The sequence below is a fragment of the Streptomyces sp. NPDC059224 genome (assembly GCF_042754285.1).
GTDB lineage: Bacteria > Actinomycetota > Actinomycetes > Streptomycetales > Streptomycetaceae > Streptomyces.
The window spans coordinates 1-16,226 of the sequence record NZ_JBHZAN010000070.1 but is presented as its reverse complement, the minus strand read 5'-3'; the positions used below and the strand labels follow the sequence as shown (position 1 = coordinate 16,226).

Genomic DNA, 16,226 nt, shown 5'->3' with positions numbered 1-16,226 from the left:
GGTGGTGTTCGGGGGGGTGTGCGTGTGGGTGGGGGTCTTCGGGGCTTTGGGCCATTGGTGGGGCGGGGGGGCCGGGCTCTCGGCGGGGGCGCCCGGGGCGGGGGGGGCGGTGCGGGCGGGCCACGGCCGGCACGAGGACCCGGCCGTCCCCGGGGTTCACAGGGACGCCCCCACGAGGTCGAGTCCGGCGGTCAGCAGGCCCCTGAGGTCGGCGAGGTGGGCGGCACGGGGGTCGGTGAGCGGGGCGCGCACGGGACCCACCGGGCGGCCGCGCAGCCGGGCCGCCGCCTTCACCAGCGACACCGCGTATCCGGGCACCCGGTCGCGCAGTTCGACGAACGGCACGTAGAAGTCGCGCAGCAGCTTGTCGACCGTGCCGTGGTCGCCGGCGCCGAGGGCGGCGAAGAAGGCGTCGGCGATCTCGGGGGCGAAGGCGTGCACGGCGGAGGAGTAGGCGGGGACGCCGACGGCGGCGTAGGCCCGGGCCTGGATCTCGGCGGTGGCGGCGCCGTTGAAGAAGAGGAAGCCCTCCGGGGCGGCGAGGGTGAGCCGCTGGAGCCGGTCCAGGTCGCTGTGCCCGTCCTTGAGTCCGACGACGCCGGGGATACGGGCGATGCGCGTCAGCGCGTCGGCCGTGAAGGCGACCTGGCCGCGCTGGTAGGCGATGAGCGGGAGCGGCGTGCGGGCCGCGATCTCCTCCAGCTGCGCGACCAGGCCGTCCTGCGGGGCGGCGACGAGATAGTGCGGCAGCACGAGCAGGGCGTCGGCCCCGGCCTCCTCGGCGGCCCGGGCGAACCGCACGGCCTGCGCCCAGCCGTATCCCACGCCGGCGACCACCGGCACCCGCCCGGCCGCCTCCTCGACGGCGACGGCCACGACCTGCCGGTACTCGTCCTCGTCCAGCGAGAAGAACTCGCCCGTCCCGCAGGCCGGGAAGAGCGCACCGGGCCCGGCGGCCAGCTGCCCGCCGACGTACTCCCGGAATCCGTCCAGATCCAGGGACCCGTCGGCGTGGAAGGCGGTGAGCGGGAACGACAGCACCCCGCCCGCCATCCCCTCCCGCAGCCTCCGCACCACACCCTCCGGCCGTCCGGCCACGAAATTCATCTCCCCATGTAGATGCCGTCCATGTATAAAAACCAAGACTAGATATGCGAACACCCCCCGTCAACGGCGCACCCCGTCCCCGTGCCTCTACGATCTGCACATGTCCGAGACAGCAGGCGTCCGCGAGGTGAAGTCCGCGGCGCGCACGGTGGAGCTGCTGGAGCTCCTCGCGGCCCGCGGCGACCGCCCGGCCCGCCTCCAGGAACTCGCGGACGAACTCGGTGTCCCGCGCAGCTCGATGTACGCCCTGCTCCAGACCCTCGTCACCAGGGGCTGGGTGCGCACCGACACGACCGGCTCCCTCTACGGCGTCGGCATCCGCACCCTGCTGACCGGCACGAACTACCTGGACTCCGACCCACGCGTCCGCCTCGTCCGCCCGTACCTGGACGAGGCGTCGCAGAAGCTGGGCGAGACCGTCCACCTGGCCCGCCTGGACGGCCCGGACGTGGCCTACCTGGCGACCCGGGAGTCACACGCGTACCTGCGCACGATCAGCAGGGTGGGCCGACGGCTGCCCGCCCACGCGGGCGCCCTCGGCAAGGCGCTCCTGGCCGAACGCCCCGTGGAGGAGCTCCCCGCGGGTCCGTACGAGCCCCTGACCCCCCGCACCCGCACCACACGGGACGCGCTGGCCGCCGACCTCGCCGGGATCCGCGCCCGCGGCTACGCGGTCGACCGCGAGGAAGGCGTCACGGGCATCGCCGGCTTCGGCTTCGCCCTGCGCTACGACACCCCGGCCCAGGACGCGATCAGCTGCTCGGTGCCGGTGACCCGCCTGACACCGGACCACGAGGCGGAGATCGTGACGGTGATGAGGGAGACCCGGGCGAGGATCGAGGCGGCGACACCCCCCGGCGGCACGGTCAACTGGCGCTGACCACAAGGGGTACCGGGCCGTACCTCTCAGCGGCTCCGCCCCGTGGGGGGCGACGGGCGGCGCCGTGTCCGCGGCAGCCGGGCCCCACGGCGCGCGGCGCTCCTACCCCTTTGCCCAGCCCCCAAACAGGACATGACCCACATCACACCACCCGCCCTTCTTCCGCCCTCCTCCCACTTGATACAAATTGCCCGCGCGTTCCTGTCCGTCGACGGCCTGCGCCCAACCCCCCCTCCTCCGTCGGTCCTTTCGCATGCCCTGGGAACGCCCGTGTCCGCCCGCACCACCCCCTGGCCCCTCGTCGCCCTTTTCACGGCCGGGTACCTCGCCCCCTACCTGCTCCCGACCACCGTCGGCAGGCTCGACTCGGGGCTCCCCGTCTCCGCCACCGAGGCAGGCGCCATCGGCAGCGCCCTGCTGCTGAGTTCCGCGGCCGCCGGCTTCCTGCTGGCGTCCCGGGTGGACCGCGCCGGCCCCCGCGCCCTCGCCCGCGCCGGCCTGCTCCTCGCCGTCCTCGGCTACGGTGGCGCCGCCCTCACCGGCCACGTCCCGGCCGTCGTGGCCGGCGCGATCGCCGGCGGCTTCGGCTCCGGCACGGTCACCGCGGTGGCCGCCACCGGCATCGCCGCACAGCGCGACCCGCACCGCACCACCACCCTCGGCCTGCTGGGGGTCTCCGCCCTCGCGGCGGCGGTCTACCTGACGGTCCCGCACCTCGGTCCCGGCCATGCGCAGCCCCTGGCCGCGATCGCGCTCACGGCACTCGCGGTCTGGCCGCTCACCGCCCGCCTGTCGCCCCGCACCGCCCCGGCGCTGCCCCGCACCGCGCCCGGCTCCCGGCTCCCGCACCTGCGCTCGGGTCTGCTGCTGGCCGCGGCGATGCCCTGCTGGTCGGCCGTACAGAACGCGCTGTGGGGCGTGAGCGGCCGGATCGGTCTGACCCAGGCGCACCTGAGCGAGGTGACCGTGGGCGTGGTGTTCGCGGTGGCGCTCGGCGCAGGTCTGCTCGGTGTGGTCGGGGCGGGCGCGCTCGGCCCCCGGCTCGGGCAGGCCCTGCCGATCGGCCTCGGCACGGTGCTGATCGCCGGCTGTGTCGCGCTCAGCGCGTCCGCCACCGGCCTGACGGCGTTCGCGTCCGGCGAGATCGCCTGGAACCTGCTCTACCCGGTCGTCCTGTCGTACGTCATCGGCCTGGCCGCGTCCCTGGACCCGCGCGGACGCTGGGCGGTCCTGGTCGGCTCGGCGTCGTCGCTGGGCACCGCCGTCGGCCCGATGACCGGCAGCCTGCTGTCGGCCGAGGCCGGTTTCCCGGTGATGGGGACGGTCCTGGCGGCGGGCCTGCTGGCGATCGCGGTCCCGCTGACGGCGGTGGCACTGCGGCCCAGGACCACCACCGTCACGGCCGCCTGCCCGGCGCTCACCGACGAGACGGTACGCCTGGACGTCGCCGCCTAGGGCCTGGTGCCGAACTCGTAGGCGTCCACCTCGGCCAGGTACCGGGCCCGCAGTTCCTCGTCGTCGTCCAGGAAGGAGGCGAGGAAGGAGTTGCGGGCCAGCTGCCGCATCTGCTCCCGGGACAGGCCCAGGGCGTCGCGCACGGCGTGGTAGTTGTCGGCGACGTAACCGCCGAAGTAGGCCGGGTCGTCGGAGTTGACCGTGCACAGCAGGCCCGCGTCGAGCATCGCCGGCAGCGGGTGCTCGGCGAGCACGTCGACCGCGCGCAGCCGGACGTTCGACAGCGGGCACAGCGTCAGCGGGATCCGCTCCCGCACCAGACGGGCGACCAGGTCCGGATCCTCCATGCAGCGCAGCCCGTGGTCGACGCGCTCCACCCCGAGCAGGTCCAGCGCCTCGGTGATGTAGGCGGGCGGCCCCTCCTCACCGGCGTGCGCCACGCGCCGCAGCCCGAGGCCGGCGGCCGTCTCGTACACCTCGCGGAACTTGGCCGGCGGGTGCCCGGCCTCGGCCGAGTCCAGCCCGACGCCGATGATCCGGTCCAGGTGGGGCCGCGCTGCCTGGAGCGTCTCCAGTGCCGAGTCGGCGGACTCGTCGCGCAGGAAGCACATGATCAGCCGGGTGGACATCCCGTGGTTCTCGACGCTGGTGCCGAGCGCCCGCCACAGCCCCTCGACGACCGTGCCCATGGGCACGCCCCGCGCGATGTGCGCCTGCGGGTCGAAGAAGATCTCGGCGTGCCGCACGCCCTGGGCGGCGGCCCGGGTCAGATAGGCGTTGGCGAGGTCCTCGAAGTCCTGCTCGGTACGCAGGACGGTCATCAGCTCGTAGTACAGGTTCAGGAAGGACTGGAGATCCTTGAACAGGTAGGCCTCGCGGAGGCTCTCGGCGTCCGCGTACGGCAGCACGACACCGTTGCGCTCGGCAAGCCGGAACGCCAGCTCCGGTTCCAGAGTGCCTTCGATGTGGAGGTGCAGTTCAGCTTTGGGGAGGGGCATCAAAGCATCGTACGGCCGCTTCACCTGCGCTTCGGAACCGGCACTCGGAGCAAGTCGTAGGCGACGGTCAGCTCTCCCCCGAAGCCGGCGGCCCGCGCCTGCCGCTCGAACTCCTCGGGTTGCGGGTAGCGCTGGCTGAAGTGGGTCAGCACGAGGTGCCGTACCCCCGCGTCCCGCGCGACGGCCGCCGCCTGCCCGGCGGTCAGATGGCCGTGCTCCGCGGCCAGCGCAGCGTCCTCGTCGAGGAACGTGGACTCGATGACGAGCAGGTCGCAGTCCTCGGCGAGCGCGTACACGCCCTCGCAGAGCCGGGTGTCCATCACGAACGCGAACCGCTGCCCGCGGCGCACCTCGCTGACCTGGTCCAGGGTGACGTCCCCGAGGACGCCGTCGCGCTGGAGACGGCCGACGTCCGGGCCCTTGACGCCGTGCGCGGCGAGCCGGTCGGGCAGCATGCGGCGGCCGTCGGGCTCGACGAGCCGGTAGCCGTAGGACTCGACCGGGTGGGAGAGCTTCCTCGCCTGGAGCGTGTACGACGGGGTGACGGCGAGGTCGCCGTCCGCGTCGACCGGGGCCTCGGTGATGCCGACGGTCTCCCGGTAGGCGGTGGCGTACCGGAGCCGGTCGAAGAAGCGCCGGCCGGAGTTCGGGTAGTGCGCGGTGACCGGGTGCGGGACCTTGTCGAGGTTGATCCGCTGGATGACCCCGGCCAGGCCGAGACAGTGGTCGCCGTGGAAGTGGGTGACGCAGATCCGGTTGAGGTCGTGCGCGGCGGCCCCGGCCCGCAGCATCTGCCGCTGGGTTCCCTCGCCGGGGTCGAAGAGGATGCCCTCGCCGTCCCAGCGCAGCAGGTAGCCGTTGTGGTTGCGGTGCCGGGTGGGGACCTGGCTGGCGGTGCCGAGGACCACGAGTTCACGTACGGACACGGCTGCCTACCCGGGTGGCCACTGCAGGCCACGGCCACCGAGGACGTGCGCGTGGGCGTGCCAGACGGTCTGGCCCGCGCCGCTGCCGGTGTTGAAGACGATCCGGTAGCTCTCCAGCTTGTCCTCGCCGGCGACGGCCTGCGCCTCGCGCAGTATGTCGGCGGCCACGGCGGGTTCGCCCGCGGCGAGTTCGGCCGCGTCCCGGTAGTGGACCTTGGGGATCACCAGGACGTGGGTGGGCGCCTGGGGGTTGATGTCCCGGAAGGCGACGGTGGTGTCCGTCTCCCGGACGATCGTCGCGGGGACGTGGCCTGCGACGATCCTGCAGAACAGGCAGTCGTCCTGGGGTTCCCCTGCCATGCGGATTCCTTCCTGGGCACCGTGGTCGATCTTCCGGGGCATCGTATCGCCGTCGGGTACGCACCACGCGGGGCTGGGCGCGCCCGCGGCGCAGCCGCACACCGGCACGGCCCGGCCACCCTCACGCGGGCAGCGTGGGCGGAGTCTTCGCGGGCGTCGTCTCCAGCGTCTCCAGCGCGATCCGTACCGCCTCGTCCAGCTGCGGGTCCCTGCCCGCGGCCCAGTCCTGCGGGGTCTGGACGACCTCCACGTCCGGGTCGACGCCGTGGTTCTCCACGCCCCAGCCGTAGCCCTCCAGCCAGAACGCGTACTTCGGCTGGGTGACCAGCGTGCCGTCGACCAGCCGGTAGCGGCTGTCGATGCCGATCACACCGCCCCAGGTGCGGGTGCCGACCACCGGACCGATGCCCAGCGCCTTGATCGCCGCGTTGACGATGTCCCCGTCCGAGCCGGAGAACTCGTTGGCGACGACGACCACCGGGCCGCGGGGCGCGTCCCTCGGATAGCTGAACGGGCGCATGCCGCGCGGCAGGTCCCAGCCGACGATCCGGCGGGCCAGTTTCTCCACGACGAGCTGCGAGGTGTGCCCGCCGCGGTTCTCCCGCACGTCCACGACGATGCCCTCGCGGGCCATCTCGACACTCAGGTCACGGTGGATCTGCGCCCAGCCCGGTGCCTGCATGTCCGGCACGTGGAGATAGCCCAGCCGGCCCCCGGACAGCTCGTGCACACGGGCCCGCCGGCCGGCCACCCACGCGTGGTAGCGCAGCGGTTCCTCGTCCGCGACCGGCACGACGACGGGGTGGCGCAGCTCGCCGCCGCCCGCGGGGGACACGGTCAGCTCGACGGCCTTGCCGGCGGTGCCGACCAGGAGCGGGCCGGGTCCGGTGACCGGGTCCACGCTCCGTCCCGCCACGGCCACGATCGCGTCGCCGGGACGGACCGCGACGCCGGGCGCGGCGAGCGGGGAACGGGCGCCGGGGTCGGAGGTCTCGGCGGGCAGGATCCGGTCGATGCGCCAGCTGCCGTCCGGATGACGGGAGATGTCGGCGCCGAGCAGACCCTGCCGGGACCCGCCCCCGTGGCCGCCGCGCGGGGTGACGTAGGCGTGCGAGGTGCCCAGTTCGCCCTGGACCTCCCAGAGCAGGTCGACCAGGTCGTCGTGGGTGGCGACGTGCTCGACGAGCGGCCGGTATCGGTCCAGGACGCCGTCCCAGTCGACGCCGCCGAGGTCCGGCCGCCAGAACTGGTCCCGCATGATGCGGCCGGTCTCGTCGAACATCTGCCGCCACTCGGCGGCCGGATCGAGGGTCTGGCGGACCCGGGACAGGTCGACGGTGATGTTGGTGTCGCTCTCGTCGTCGCCCGAGGCACGGCGGTCGCTGGGTACGACCTTGAGCTTGCCGTCGGTCCACAGCAGGACGCGTTTGCCGTCGCCGCTGACCTCGAAGTGGTCGGCGTCGGAGGAGAGGTACTCGATGCGCTGCTGGGCGAGGTCGTAGCGCTCCAGCTCGGACTTGGGGTCGGGGTCCTCCGGGTGGGCGCGGGAGGCGCCGAGCACGCCGCGCACCGGGTGGCGCAGCCACAAAACGCCGTCCTTGGCGGCACGCAGCCCGGAGTAGCGGCCGGCCTCGACGGGGAAGGGCACGATCCGGTCGGCGAGGCCCTCCAGGTCGATCCGGGTGGCCGGGGTGCCCTCGGCGTCCGGGGTCTCGTCCTTGTCGGGCGTCTCGAAGGGGCGGCCGTGCCGTTGCGGGCCGAACGGCGAGGGGGTGGTCGCGGCCAGGGTGATCAGGTGCGGCCGGTCGCCGACCACGAAGGCCAGGTCGAAGACGTGCTCGTCGTAGACCGGGTCGAAGGAGCGGGTGGAGAGGAAGGCGAGGTGCTTGCCGTCGCGGGTGAAGGCGGGGGCGTAGTCCTGGAAGCGCAGCGGGGTCGCCTCGGTGACCGTGAGGTCGGTGGTGTGGGCGATGCGGAGCTGGGCGAGCCCGCCGGCTCCCGGGTGGGACCAGGCCAGCCAGCCGGAGTCCGGCGAGAAGGCGAGCCCGCTGACGTCGCCGTCCTCGCTGCGGTCGACCTCGCGCACCTCGCCGGTCTCGCGCTCGACGAGGAGGAGCCGTCCGTCGTGCGCGGCGACCGCGACGCGGCTCCCGTCGGGGGCGACGGCGAGGTCCAGGACCCGGCCGAGCTGTCCGGCGGCGAGCCGGCGCGGGGTGGAGCCGGGCACCGGACCGGTGGCGGGCGCGAACTCCAGGGCGTCGTCGCCCTCGGCGTCCGTCACCCACACCACCCACTCCTCCGCGTCCGCGCGGAAGGTGACGGGCAGCCGGGCACGCACTCCGGGCTGGGCGGCCAGCGCCCGGGCCGGACCCGACCGGTGGGTCACCCAGTGCACACCGCCGCGCACCAGGACGGCGCTGCCGCGCGCGGTGTGGTCGGGCGAGGCGGCACCGAACCAGCGGGCCGCGTTGACCGGGCGCGGCCGACGGTCCACCCGGGCCCCGCCCAGCCGGATGTCCAGCCGGCGCGGCTCGGACCCCTCCAGGTCGTCGAGGAGCCAGAGTTCACCGGCCGAGGCGTAGACGACCCGGGTGCCGTCACCGGCCGCGTGCCGGGCGTAGAAACCGTCGAGAGGGGTGTGCCGGCGCAGGTCGGAACCGTCGGCGAGGGAGGAGTACAGCGCGCCCGTCCCCTCGTGGTCGGAGAGGAAGGCGATCCGGTCCCCGGCCCACACGGGGTGTTCGAGGTTCCCGTCCAGCTCCTCGTGCAGCCGGACGAACTCCCCCGCGCCTTCGCCGTCGCCGGCGCCCCGGTCGATCCACAGCTTGCCCGCCGTACCGCCCCGGTACCGCTTCCACCAGGCAGCCTCCCGCCCCATCGGCGCGGACAGCAGAACGGTGTGCGGTCCGAGGGCGACATGGCCGACCGGGCCGTAGGGCAGAACCGTGGACGGGCCGCCGTCGAGCGGGACGGTCCGGGCCCAGCTGCGCCGGAGGCTGGACTGGCCGTAGGTGCTGATCGCGAGGACCTGTCCGTCGGCGGTCCAGCCGCGCACCTGGGTGCGGGAACTCCCCCAGTGCGTCAGGCGGGTGGCGGAACCGCCGTCGACGGGGGCGGTGTGGATCTCGGGGGCGCCGTCACGGGTGGAGGTCCAGGCGACCGTGGTCCCGTCGGGTGAGATGCGCGGCAGCGTCACGGGGACGTTGTCGGCGCTGACCCGCCAGGCCCGGCCGCCGTCCAGGGGCGCGAGCCACACGTCGTCCTCGGCGGTGAAGGCGACCAGGTCGCCGTGGACATGGGGAAATCGGAGGTAGGAACGCTGTCCTGTCGCTGCACCCTTGGTCACCCGCTCAGCCTATGCATCGCGGCACGATCGCGGCGGCCGATTTCGATCACTTGCCCTGGACCGGCCGGCACTTGGGGTCGCTCTGGCACCAGACGGTCCGTGTCACGGTCACGGTGGGGCCCGGCTGCTGCCCGTAGGTGGGCGGCCGGTAGGTGCTGTACGCCGGCCCGGGCGTGGCGTCGCAGTCGCCGAGGCCGTCGACCCGGAACCATTCCTTGCCGCCCACCTTCGCGACGAGGTTCCCGCGCACGCAGGCGCCGCTGACCGCCTTGGTGACCCGTCCGGTGACGGTGATGTCCCGGCCGTCCCTGGTCCGGCCCCGGCAGTCCACGGAGACGACGGTGGTCTCGGACGCCGAGGGCGTCCCCCGGGCCGCGGAGCCGTAGTTGCCGGTGCAGGTGAGCCAACTGACGTCGACGTGCTGCCGTTTCAGCTCGGCGGTGGCGGTCCGGTCGGTGGTGTACGCGACGGTCGCGGTGTTCAGGTCGGTCGGCTGACAGCCCACCGCGCCGCCCACGGCGATCACGGCGAGCCCCGCCACGGCCGCCACCCTGGTCATGCGCGGACGTCGCCGAAGCGGCCTCGATGCCCCCATGGAGGGCAGCCTGCCACCGTCCCGCCCGTGACGGTAGGGGGCGTGCGGCCACTCACGTGTTCGGAGGGGTCCCCCTTCCGGTCTCCCGCCCGGTCCCTCTTCCGGTCCCGCCGCCGGTCTCCCGGCGCCTGGGCCCGCGGCTGCTCAGGTGCGCAGCAGGAGCCATTCCTGAAGCTCCACCAGGTTGCCCTCCGGGTCCTTGAGGTGGGCGACGCGCATGCGTTCCGTCATCGGCGCCGGCCCGTGCACCAGGACCGCGCCGCGCGCGGCGATCTGCTCGCAGTAGGCGTCCAGGTCGTCGACGCGCAGCACCACCAGTGAACGGTGCCCGGTCGCGACGTCCCCCAACTCGCCCAGCACCGCGGCCATCACGGCCCGGTCCTGCAGGGCTATCCCCGCGGACCCGGCGTGCGGACTGAACTTCTCGTAGGGGCCCTCGCTCGCCCCCGACTGCGGTTTCAGCCCGAGCACCTCGGCGTAGAAGCGGTAGCAGGCGGCGAAGTCGGAGACCAGAAGCCGGACCTGGGCGAGTTCCACGGCGTGCTCCCCCTGTGGTGTCGTACGGGTCAGGACCACCGGCCGGTACGGCCCAGGAGCAGGGCCGCGGCCGCGGTCCCGGCGGTCGATGTCCGCATCACGGTAGGCCCCAGGGTGCAGGCCCTGGCACCCGCCTCCTCGAAGAGCGCCACCTCGTCCCGGGCCACGCCCCCCTCGGGCCCGACGACCAGCACGATCTCGCCGTCGGCGGGCAGCGGGACGGTGGCCAGCGGCTCGCTGCCGTGCTCGAAGTCGGAGTGGAGCACGGCGGCCAGGGCCGCGCCGCCGAGCAGCGCGGCGACCTGCTTGGTGGTCACCGTGTCCGCGACCTCCGGGAAGCGCACCCGGCGGGACTGCTTGCCGGCCTCGCGGGCGGTGGCCCGCCACTTCGCGAGGGCCTTCAGACCCCGGTCGCCCTTCCACTGGGTGATGCAGCGGGCGGCCTGCCAGGGCACGATCCGGTCGACGCCCACCTCGGTCATGGTCTCCACGGCGACCTCGCCGCGGTCCCCCTTGGGCAGGGCCTGGACCACGGTGATGCGGGGCCGCGGGAGGGGTTCCTCGTGGAGGGACTCCAGGTCCGTCACGACGAGCCGGTCCTTGCCCTCGGCGGCTTTGACGACCCCCTCGCTCCAGCGACCGCGTCCGTCGGTGAGGATGACGTCCTCACCGGGCCGCAGCCGCTTCACGGAGACGGCGTGCCGGCCCTCGGGCCCGTCCAGGACGACCTCGCCGCCGGAGAAGTCGGGCACCACCAGCGGGTCGAGCACGAACACCGGGGCGGTCATCGCCCGGTCCCCGCGGCGCCCGCGCGGCCGCCGTCGCCCTCGCCCTCGCCCTCGGCCTTGGCCTTGGCCTTCGCCGACAACGCTGTCGACGCTGCGGCGAGTTCCTCCGCGAGGACCTCCACCAGCCGGCCCGCGGGCAGCTCCCTGGTCATCCGGTGTCCCTGTCCGGCCCACAGGGCCATGCCCTGCGCGTCCCCGGCCCGGGCGGCGGCCTTGCGCAGCGGGGAGGTGAGGTGATGGACCTCGGGGTAGGCGGCGGGCGCGTACGGGCCGTGCTCGCGCATGAAGCGGTTGACCAGGCCGCGGGCGGGCCGCCCGGAGAACGCCCGGGTCAGCGCGGTCCGGGTGAACAGCGGGTCGGTCAGCGCCCGCTTGTGCGGTTCGGCGGCGCCGGACTCCGGGGTGGCGAGAAAGGCGGTGCCCAGCTGGGCCGCGCTCGCCCCCGCGGCGAGCACGGCGGCGATCTGGCTGCCGCGCATGATGCCGCCCGCGGCGACGACCGGGATGTTCACGCTCTCGCGTATCCGGGTGACCAGCGACAGCAGGCCGATCCCGGACCCGTCGTTCTCCGGCACATCTCGGTGGGTGCCCTGGTGTCCGCCGGCCTCCACGCCCTGGGCGATCACCGCGTCGGCGCCGGCCCGCTCGACGGCGAGGGCCTCCTCGGGGGTGGTGGCGGTGACGAGGGTGAGGGTGCCGGCCCGGCGCAGCGCGTCCAGCGCCTCGCGGCTCGGCACACCGAAGTGGAAGGAGACCGCGGCCACCGGGTCGTCGAGGAGGACGGCGAGCTTCGCGTCGTAGCCGTCGTCCCGGCCGCTGTCCGGGTCGCCGAGTTCGGTCTCGTACCAGGCGGCCTCACCGGCCAGCTGCTGCGCGTAGACCTCGACCGCGCCCGACTCGGCGTGGTCCGGCTGCGGCATGAAGAGGTTCATCCCGAAGGGCCGGCCGGTCAGCCCGCGCAGCTGCTTGATCTCCTGGTACATCCCGTCGGCGGTCTTGTACCCGGCGGCCAGGAATCCCAGCCCGCCCGCCTCGGACACGGCGGCGGCGAGCTGCGGCACGGAGACCCCGCCCGCCATCGGGGCCTGCACGATCGGAAGCGGGAAGAGATCGGTCAGCGCGGAGGACATGACGGCATGTTGTCACGTCCTCCGAACAAGACCGAATCGGGCCGCCCCTTTGGCACATGCCAGATATGTCCGGGCCGAAGGGACAGCACCCCGGCCCGGCGGACCGTCGACGCCCGCAGACCGCGTCAGCGACCGTTGAACGCGTCCTTCAGACGCGAGAACAGCCCCTGCTGACCCGGCTGGAACTGTCCCGTCGGCCGTTCCTCACCCCGCAGCTTCGCCAGCTCGCGCAGCAGCCGCTCCTGCTCGGGGTCGAGCTTGGTCGGCGTCGTCACCTCGACGTGGACGATCAGGTCGCCCCGGCCGCCGCCGCGCAGATGCGTGACACCGCGTCCGTGCAGCGGGATCGACTGCCCGGACTGGGTGCCCGGCCGGATGTCGACCTCCTCCAGCCCGTCCAGCGTCTCCAGCGGCACCTTCGTGCCGAGCGACGCCGCCGTCATCGGGATCGTCACCGTGCAGTGCAGGTCGTCGCCGCGCCGCTGGAAGGTGGAGTGCGGCAGCTCGTGGATCTCGACGTACAGGTCGCCGGCCGGACCGCCGCCGGGCCCGACCTCGCCCTCACCGGCGAGCTGGATGCGCGTGCCGTTGTCGACACCGGCGGGGATCTTCACGGTCAGCGTCCGCCGCGACCGCACCCGCCCGTCACCGGCGCACTCCGGGCACGGGGTCGGGACGACCGTGCCGAAGCCCTGGCACTGCGGGCAGGGCCGCGAGGTCATGACCTGGCCCAGGAAGGACCGCGTCACCTGCGAGACCTCACCTCGGCCGCGGCACATGTCGCACGTCTGGGCGGAGGTGCCCGGCGCCGCGCCCTCACCGTTGCAGGTGTTGCAGACGATCGCCGTGTCGACCTGGATGTCCTTGGTCGTACCGAAGGCCGCCTCGTCGAGCTCGACCTCGATCCGGATCATGGCGTCCTGGCCGCGGCGGGTCCGCGAGCGCGGTCCGCGCTGCGACGCCGTACCGAAGAACGCGTCCATGATGTCCGAGAAGTTCCCGAAGCCGCCGGCCCCGAAGCCGCCCGCGCCCGCGCCGCCGCTCTGCGAGAGCGGATCGCCGCCGAGGTCGTAGACCTGCTTCTTCTGCGGGTCCGAGAGCACCTCGTAGGCGGCGTTGATCTCCTTGAACCGCTCCTGGGTCTTCGGATCCGGGTTGACGTCCGGGTGCAGCTCGCGCGCGAGCCGACGGAAGGCCTTCTTGATCTCTTCCTGCGACGCGTCGCGGCGCACGCCGAGAACGGCGTAGTAGTCCGTGGCCACTTACGACTCCGCCAGGATCTGTCCGACGTACCGTGCCACCGCTCGTACCGCTCCCATCGTTCCCGGATAATCCATGCGGGTCGGTCCGACCACGCCGAGTTTGGCGAGTGCCTCGCCGCCCGAACCGTAGCCGACCGACACCACGGACGTGGAGTTGAGTCCCTCGTAGGCGTTCTCGTGACCGATGCGTACGGTCATGCCCGAATCCCCCGCCTCGCCCATGAGCTTGAGGAGCACGACATGCTCCTCCAGAGCCTCCAGGACGGGCCGGATCATGAGGGGAAAGTCATGTCCGAAGCGGGTGAGATTGGCGGTGCCGCCGATCATCAGCCGCTCCTCGTTCTCCTCGACGAGCGTCTCCAGCAGGGTGGAGAGCACCGCCGAGACCGTGCCGCGGTCCTCGGCCTCGAAGGCGTCCGGCAGGTCCTCCACCAGCCGGGGCACGTCCGAGAACCGACGGCCGGCGACCCGGCTGTTGAGCCGCGCCCGCAGGTCGGCCAGCGACGACTCCCCGAAGGGCGCCGGACAGTCGACCATCCGCTGCTCGACCCGCCCGGTGTCGGTGATCAGCACCAGCATCAGCCGGGCCGGCGCGAGCGCCAGCAGCTCCACGTGCCGCACGGTGGACCGCGTCAGCGACGGGTATTGCACGACCGCGACCTGCCGGGTGAGCTGCGCCAGCAGCCGTACCGTCCGTGCCACGACGTCGTCGAGGTCGACGGCGCCGTCGAGGAAGTTCTGGATGGCCCGCCGCTCGGGCGCGCTCATCGGCTTGACGCCGGCCAGCTTGTCGACGAACAGCCGGTACCCCTTGTCGGTCGGGATCCGGCCGGCGCTGGTGTGCGGCTGGGCGATGTACCCCTCGTCCTCCAGGGCGGCCATGTCGTTGCGCACGGTCGCCGGGGAGACACCGAGGTTGTGGCGCTCGGTCAGCGCCTTCGACCCGACCGGCTCCTCGGTGCCGACGTAGTCCTGGACGATGGCGCGCAATACCTGAAGCCTGCGTTCACTCAGCATGCGGCGCCACACCTCCAGAAAGTCGTCCCCGCGGCCTTTCGGGCCTTTCGTCTGGCACTCTGCGAGCCCGAGTGCCAGCATCCCCGGCCCAGTGTACGGCCGTCGGGCACCGACTGGGCAAGGCCGGTCGGGACCCGTTGCGTTCTGCGGCTAGCGTCGCGGTATGACGGTGACTTGGGAAGAGCTGGGCTGGGAGCGGCTGGCCGCGGGGGTCGGCCGGTGCCGGCTGCCGGGCTGGGACTGCACGGCCGGCCTGGTCCTCGGGGCGGGCCCGGTCCTGATGGTGGACGCCGGGTCGAGCCTGGCGGAGGGCGTGCGGTTGCGCGAGCAGGCCCAGCGGCTGGCCGGGCGCCGTGTGACTCATCTCGCGCTCACCCATCCGCACTTCGACCACGTCTTCGGCACCCCGGTCTTCGCGGGCACGGCGGTCTACGCGGCGGCGGGCACCGAGTCCGTCCTCGCCCACGGCCGTGAGGCACTCCGCCTGGACGCGGTCCGCAACGGCCTGCCGGCCGCAGAGGCCGAGGAGGCCGCCGAGGCGCTGCCCCTGCCCCGCCACCCGGTCCGCGGCGAGTGGACCCTCGGCCTCGGCGACGGCCGCCGGGCCGTGCTGGCCGACGTGGGCCCCGGCCACACCGGCCACGACCTGGCGGTCGTCGTCCACAGCGGCCCCGGCGACCCGGCGGTGGTGTTCTGCGGCGACCTGGTGGAGGAGTCCGGCGACCCCCAGGCCGGTCCCGACGCCGTACCGTCCCACTGGCCGGCCGCCCTGGACCGCCTGCTGTCCCTCGGCGGCGAGGACGCCCGGTACGTGCCCGGTCACGGAGCGGTGGTGGACGCCGCGTTCGTACGGCGGCAACGCGACACCCTGGCCGCCCGCTTCGGCGTGTCGTGACCACGCCGCCCCCGCTTCTCCTATCGTCATCCGAATGCGCCAGTACTCCGCCGACCTGACCCCGCCGTGGAAGAAGCCGAAACCGGCCCCGGAGGTGGCCGCCGAACCCGGCCTGGTCGTCGAGGAGCCCGGAACCGGGTTCTGCGGCGCGGTGATCCGCTGCGAGGCGGGCACGGTGACGCTGGAGGACCGCTTCGGCAAACACCGCGTCTTCCCGCTGGAGCCGCGGGGATTCCTGCTCGAGGGCCGGGTGGTCACCCTCGTACGCCCCGCCTCCGCCAGCCCCGCGCGTCCCGTCCGCACCGCCTCCGGTTCGGTCGCCGTGCCCGGCGCACGCGCGCGCGTGGCCCGCGCCGGCCGCATCTACGTCGAGGGCCGCCACGACGCCGAACTGGTCGAGAAGGTCTGGGGCGACGACCTGCGCATCGAGGGCGTGGTCGTGGAGTACCTGGAAGGCGTGGACGACCTCCCGTCGATCGTGGCCGATTTCGCACCGGGCCCCGACGCCCGCCTCGGCGTCCTGGTGGACCACCTGCTCCCCGGCACCAAGGAGTGGCGCATCGCCCGGTCGGTCACCAGCGAGCACGCCCTGGTGGTCGGCCACCCCTACATCGACATCTGGGAGGCGGTGAAACCCGCCGCCGTGGGCATCGGGGCCTGGCCGCGCGTCCCGCACGGCCAGGACTGGAAGACGGGCGTGTGCCGGGCCCTGGGCTGGCCCTCGGACAACACGGGCGCGGTGTGGCAGGCGGTCCTGGCCCGGGTGGGCTCCTACAAGGACCTGGAACCGGAACTGCTGGGCCGGGTCGAGGAGCTGATCGACTTCGTGACGGCCCCCTAGGTGTTCTGTCCCGGGAGGTTGTGGACGGTGACAGGGCTCACGGCTGACTGATCTTGAAATGGGTGAGGGCCTTCTGGCTCGGTGTGGAT

15 protein-coding genes are annotated in these 16,226 nt (G+C 73.5%); 4 read left to right on the top strand and 11 right to left on the bottom strand.

Annotated elements, in window-relative coordinates; translation table 11 throughout:
• Positions 1-156: 156 nt before the first annotated feature.
• Positions 157-1,098 (bottom strand): 5-dehydro-4-deoxyglucarate dehydratase, encoded by a 942-nt coding sequence (locus ACFXI4_RS43060; protein WP_385002746.1) that lies wholly within the window; start codon positions 1,096-1,098, stop codon positions 157-159.
• 109 nt (positions 1,099-1,207) lie between these two features.
• Here ACFXI4_RS43060 and ACFXI4_RS43055 point away from each other — a divergent pair, with 109 nt between their 5' ends.
• Positions 1,208-1,987: an IclR family transcriptional regulator gene (locus ACFXI4_RS43055; protein WP_385002743.1), complete on the top strand. Its 780-nt coding sequence runs from the start codon at positions 1,208-1,210 to the stop codon at positions 1,985-1,987.
• A gap of 270 nt (positions 1,988-2,257) precedes the next feature.
• Complete coding sequence (locus ACFXI4_RS43050; RefSeq protein ID WP_385002740.1) at positions 2,258-3,442, top strand: MFS transporter; 1,185 nt, start codon at positions 2,258-2,260, stop codon at positions 3,440-3,442.
• Here the strand turns inward: ACFXI4_RS43050 and ACFXI4_RS43045 are convergent.
• The 10 genes from ACFXI4_RS43045 to hrcA form a co-directional block, all read right to left on the bottom strand.
• Positions 3,439-4,440 carry an adenosine deaminase gene (locus ACFXI4_RS43045; RefSeq protein WP_385002737.1) on the bottom strand — a complete coding sequence of 334 codons (1,002 nt, stop codon included), beginning with the start codon at positions 4,438-4,440 and terminating at the stop codon, positions 3,439-3,441. The genes ACFXI4_RS43050 and ACFXI4_RS43045 overlap by 4 nt on opposite strands.
• 20 nt (positions 4,441-4,460) lie before the next feature.
• Entirely contained in the window at positions 4,461-5,366 is a 906-nt protein-coding gene (locus ACFXI4_RS43040) for a ribonuclease Z (protein ID WP_385002734.1), read from the bottom strand.
• A gap of 6 nt (positions 5,367-5,372) precedes the next feature.
• Positions 5,373-5,726: a histidine triad nucleotide-binding protein gene (locus ACFXI4_RS43035; RefSeq protein ID WP_385002731.1), complete on the bottom strand. Its 354-nt coding sequence runs from the start codon at positions 5,724-5,726 to the stop codon at positions 5,373-5,375.
• Between the two features lie 121 nt (positions 5,727-5,847).
• The gene (locus ACFXI4_RS43030; protein ID WP_385002728.1) at positions 5,848-9,072 is read right to left on the bottom strand and encodes a S41 family peptidase; all 3,225 of its coding nucleotides are present in this window, start codon (positions 9,070-9,072) and stop codon (positions 5,848-5,850) included.
• A 46-nt stretch (positions 9,073-9,118) separates the two neighbouring features.
• Positions 9,119-9,631 carry a hypothetical protein gene (locus ACFXI4_RS43025; protein WP_385002726.1) on the bottom strand — a complete coding sequence of 171 codons (513 nt, stop codon included), beginning with the start codon at positions 9,629-9,631 and terminating at the stop codon, positions 9,119-9,121.
• A gap of 180 nt (positions 9,632-9,811) precedes the next feature.
• Positions 9,812-10,204, bottom strand: coding sequence for a VOC family protein (locus ACFXI4_RS43020; RefSeq protein WP_385002723.1), 393 nt, complete (start codon positions 10,202-10,204; stop codon positions 9,812-9,814).
• A 29-nt stretch (positions 10,205-10,233) separates the two neighbouring features.
• A complete protein-coding gene (locus ACFXI4_RS43015) occupies positions 10,234-10,992 on the bottom strand; it encodes a 16S rRNA (uracil(1498)-N(3))-methyltransferase (protein ID WP_385002720.1) in 759 nt (252 codons plus the stop codon).
• Positions 10,989-12,122: a nitronate monooxygenase gene (locus ACFXI4_RS43010; protein WP_385002717.1), complete on the bottom strand. Its 1,134-nt coding sequence runs from the start codon at positions 12,120-12,122 to the stop codon at positions 10,989-10,991. Before ACFXI4_RS43010 ends, ACFXI4_RS43015 begins: the two co-directional genes overlap by 4 nt.
• A 125-nt stretch (positions 12,123-12,247) precedes the next feature.
• Entirely contained in the window at positions 12,248-13,384 is a 1,137-nt protein-coding gene (gene dnaJ / locus ACFXI4_RS43005) for a molecular chaperone DnaJ (protein ID WP_217549614.1), read from the bottom strand.
• Entirely contained in the window at positions 13,385-14,401 is a 1,017-nt protein-coding gene (gene hrcA / locus ACFXI4_RS43000) for a heat-inducible transcriptional repressor HrcA (protein ID WP_360484040.1), read from the bottom strand.
• Positions 14,402-14,564: 163 nt separating this feature from the next.
• Here hrcA and ACFXI4_RS42995 point away from each other — a divergent pair, with 163 nt between their 5' ends.
• Entirely contained in the window at positions 14,565-15,296 is a 732-nt protein-coding gene (locus ACFXI4_RS42995; RefSeq protein ID WP_385002712.1) for an MBL fold metallo-hydrolase, read from the top strand.
• Between the two features lie 34 nt (positions 15,297-15,330).
• Entirely contained in the window at positions 15,331-16,137 is an 807-nt protein-coding gene (locus ACFXI4_RS42990; protein WP_385002709.1) for a DUF3097 domain-containing protein, read from the top strand.
• Positions 16,138-16,226 lie beyond the last annotated feature (89 nt).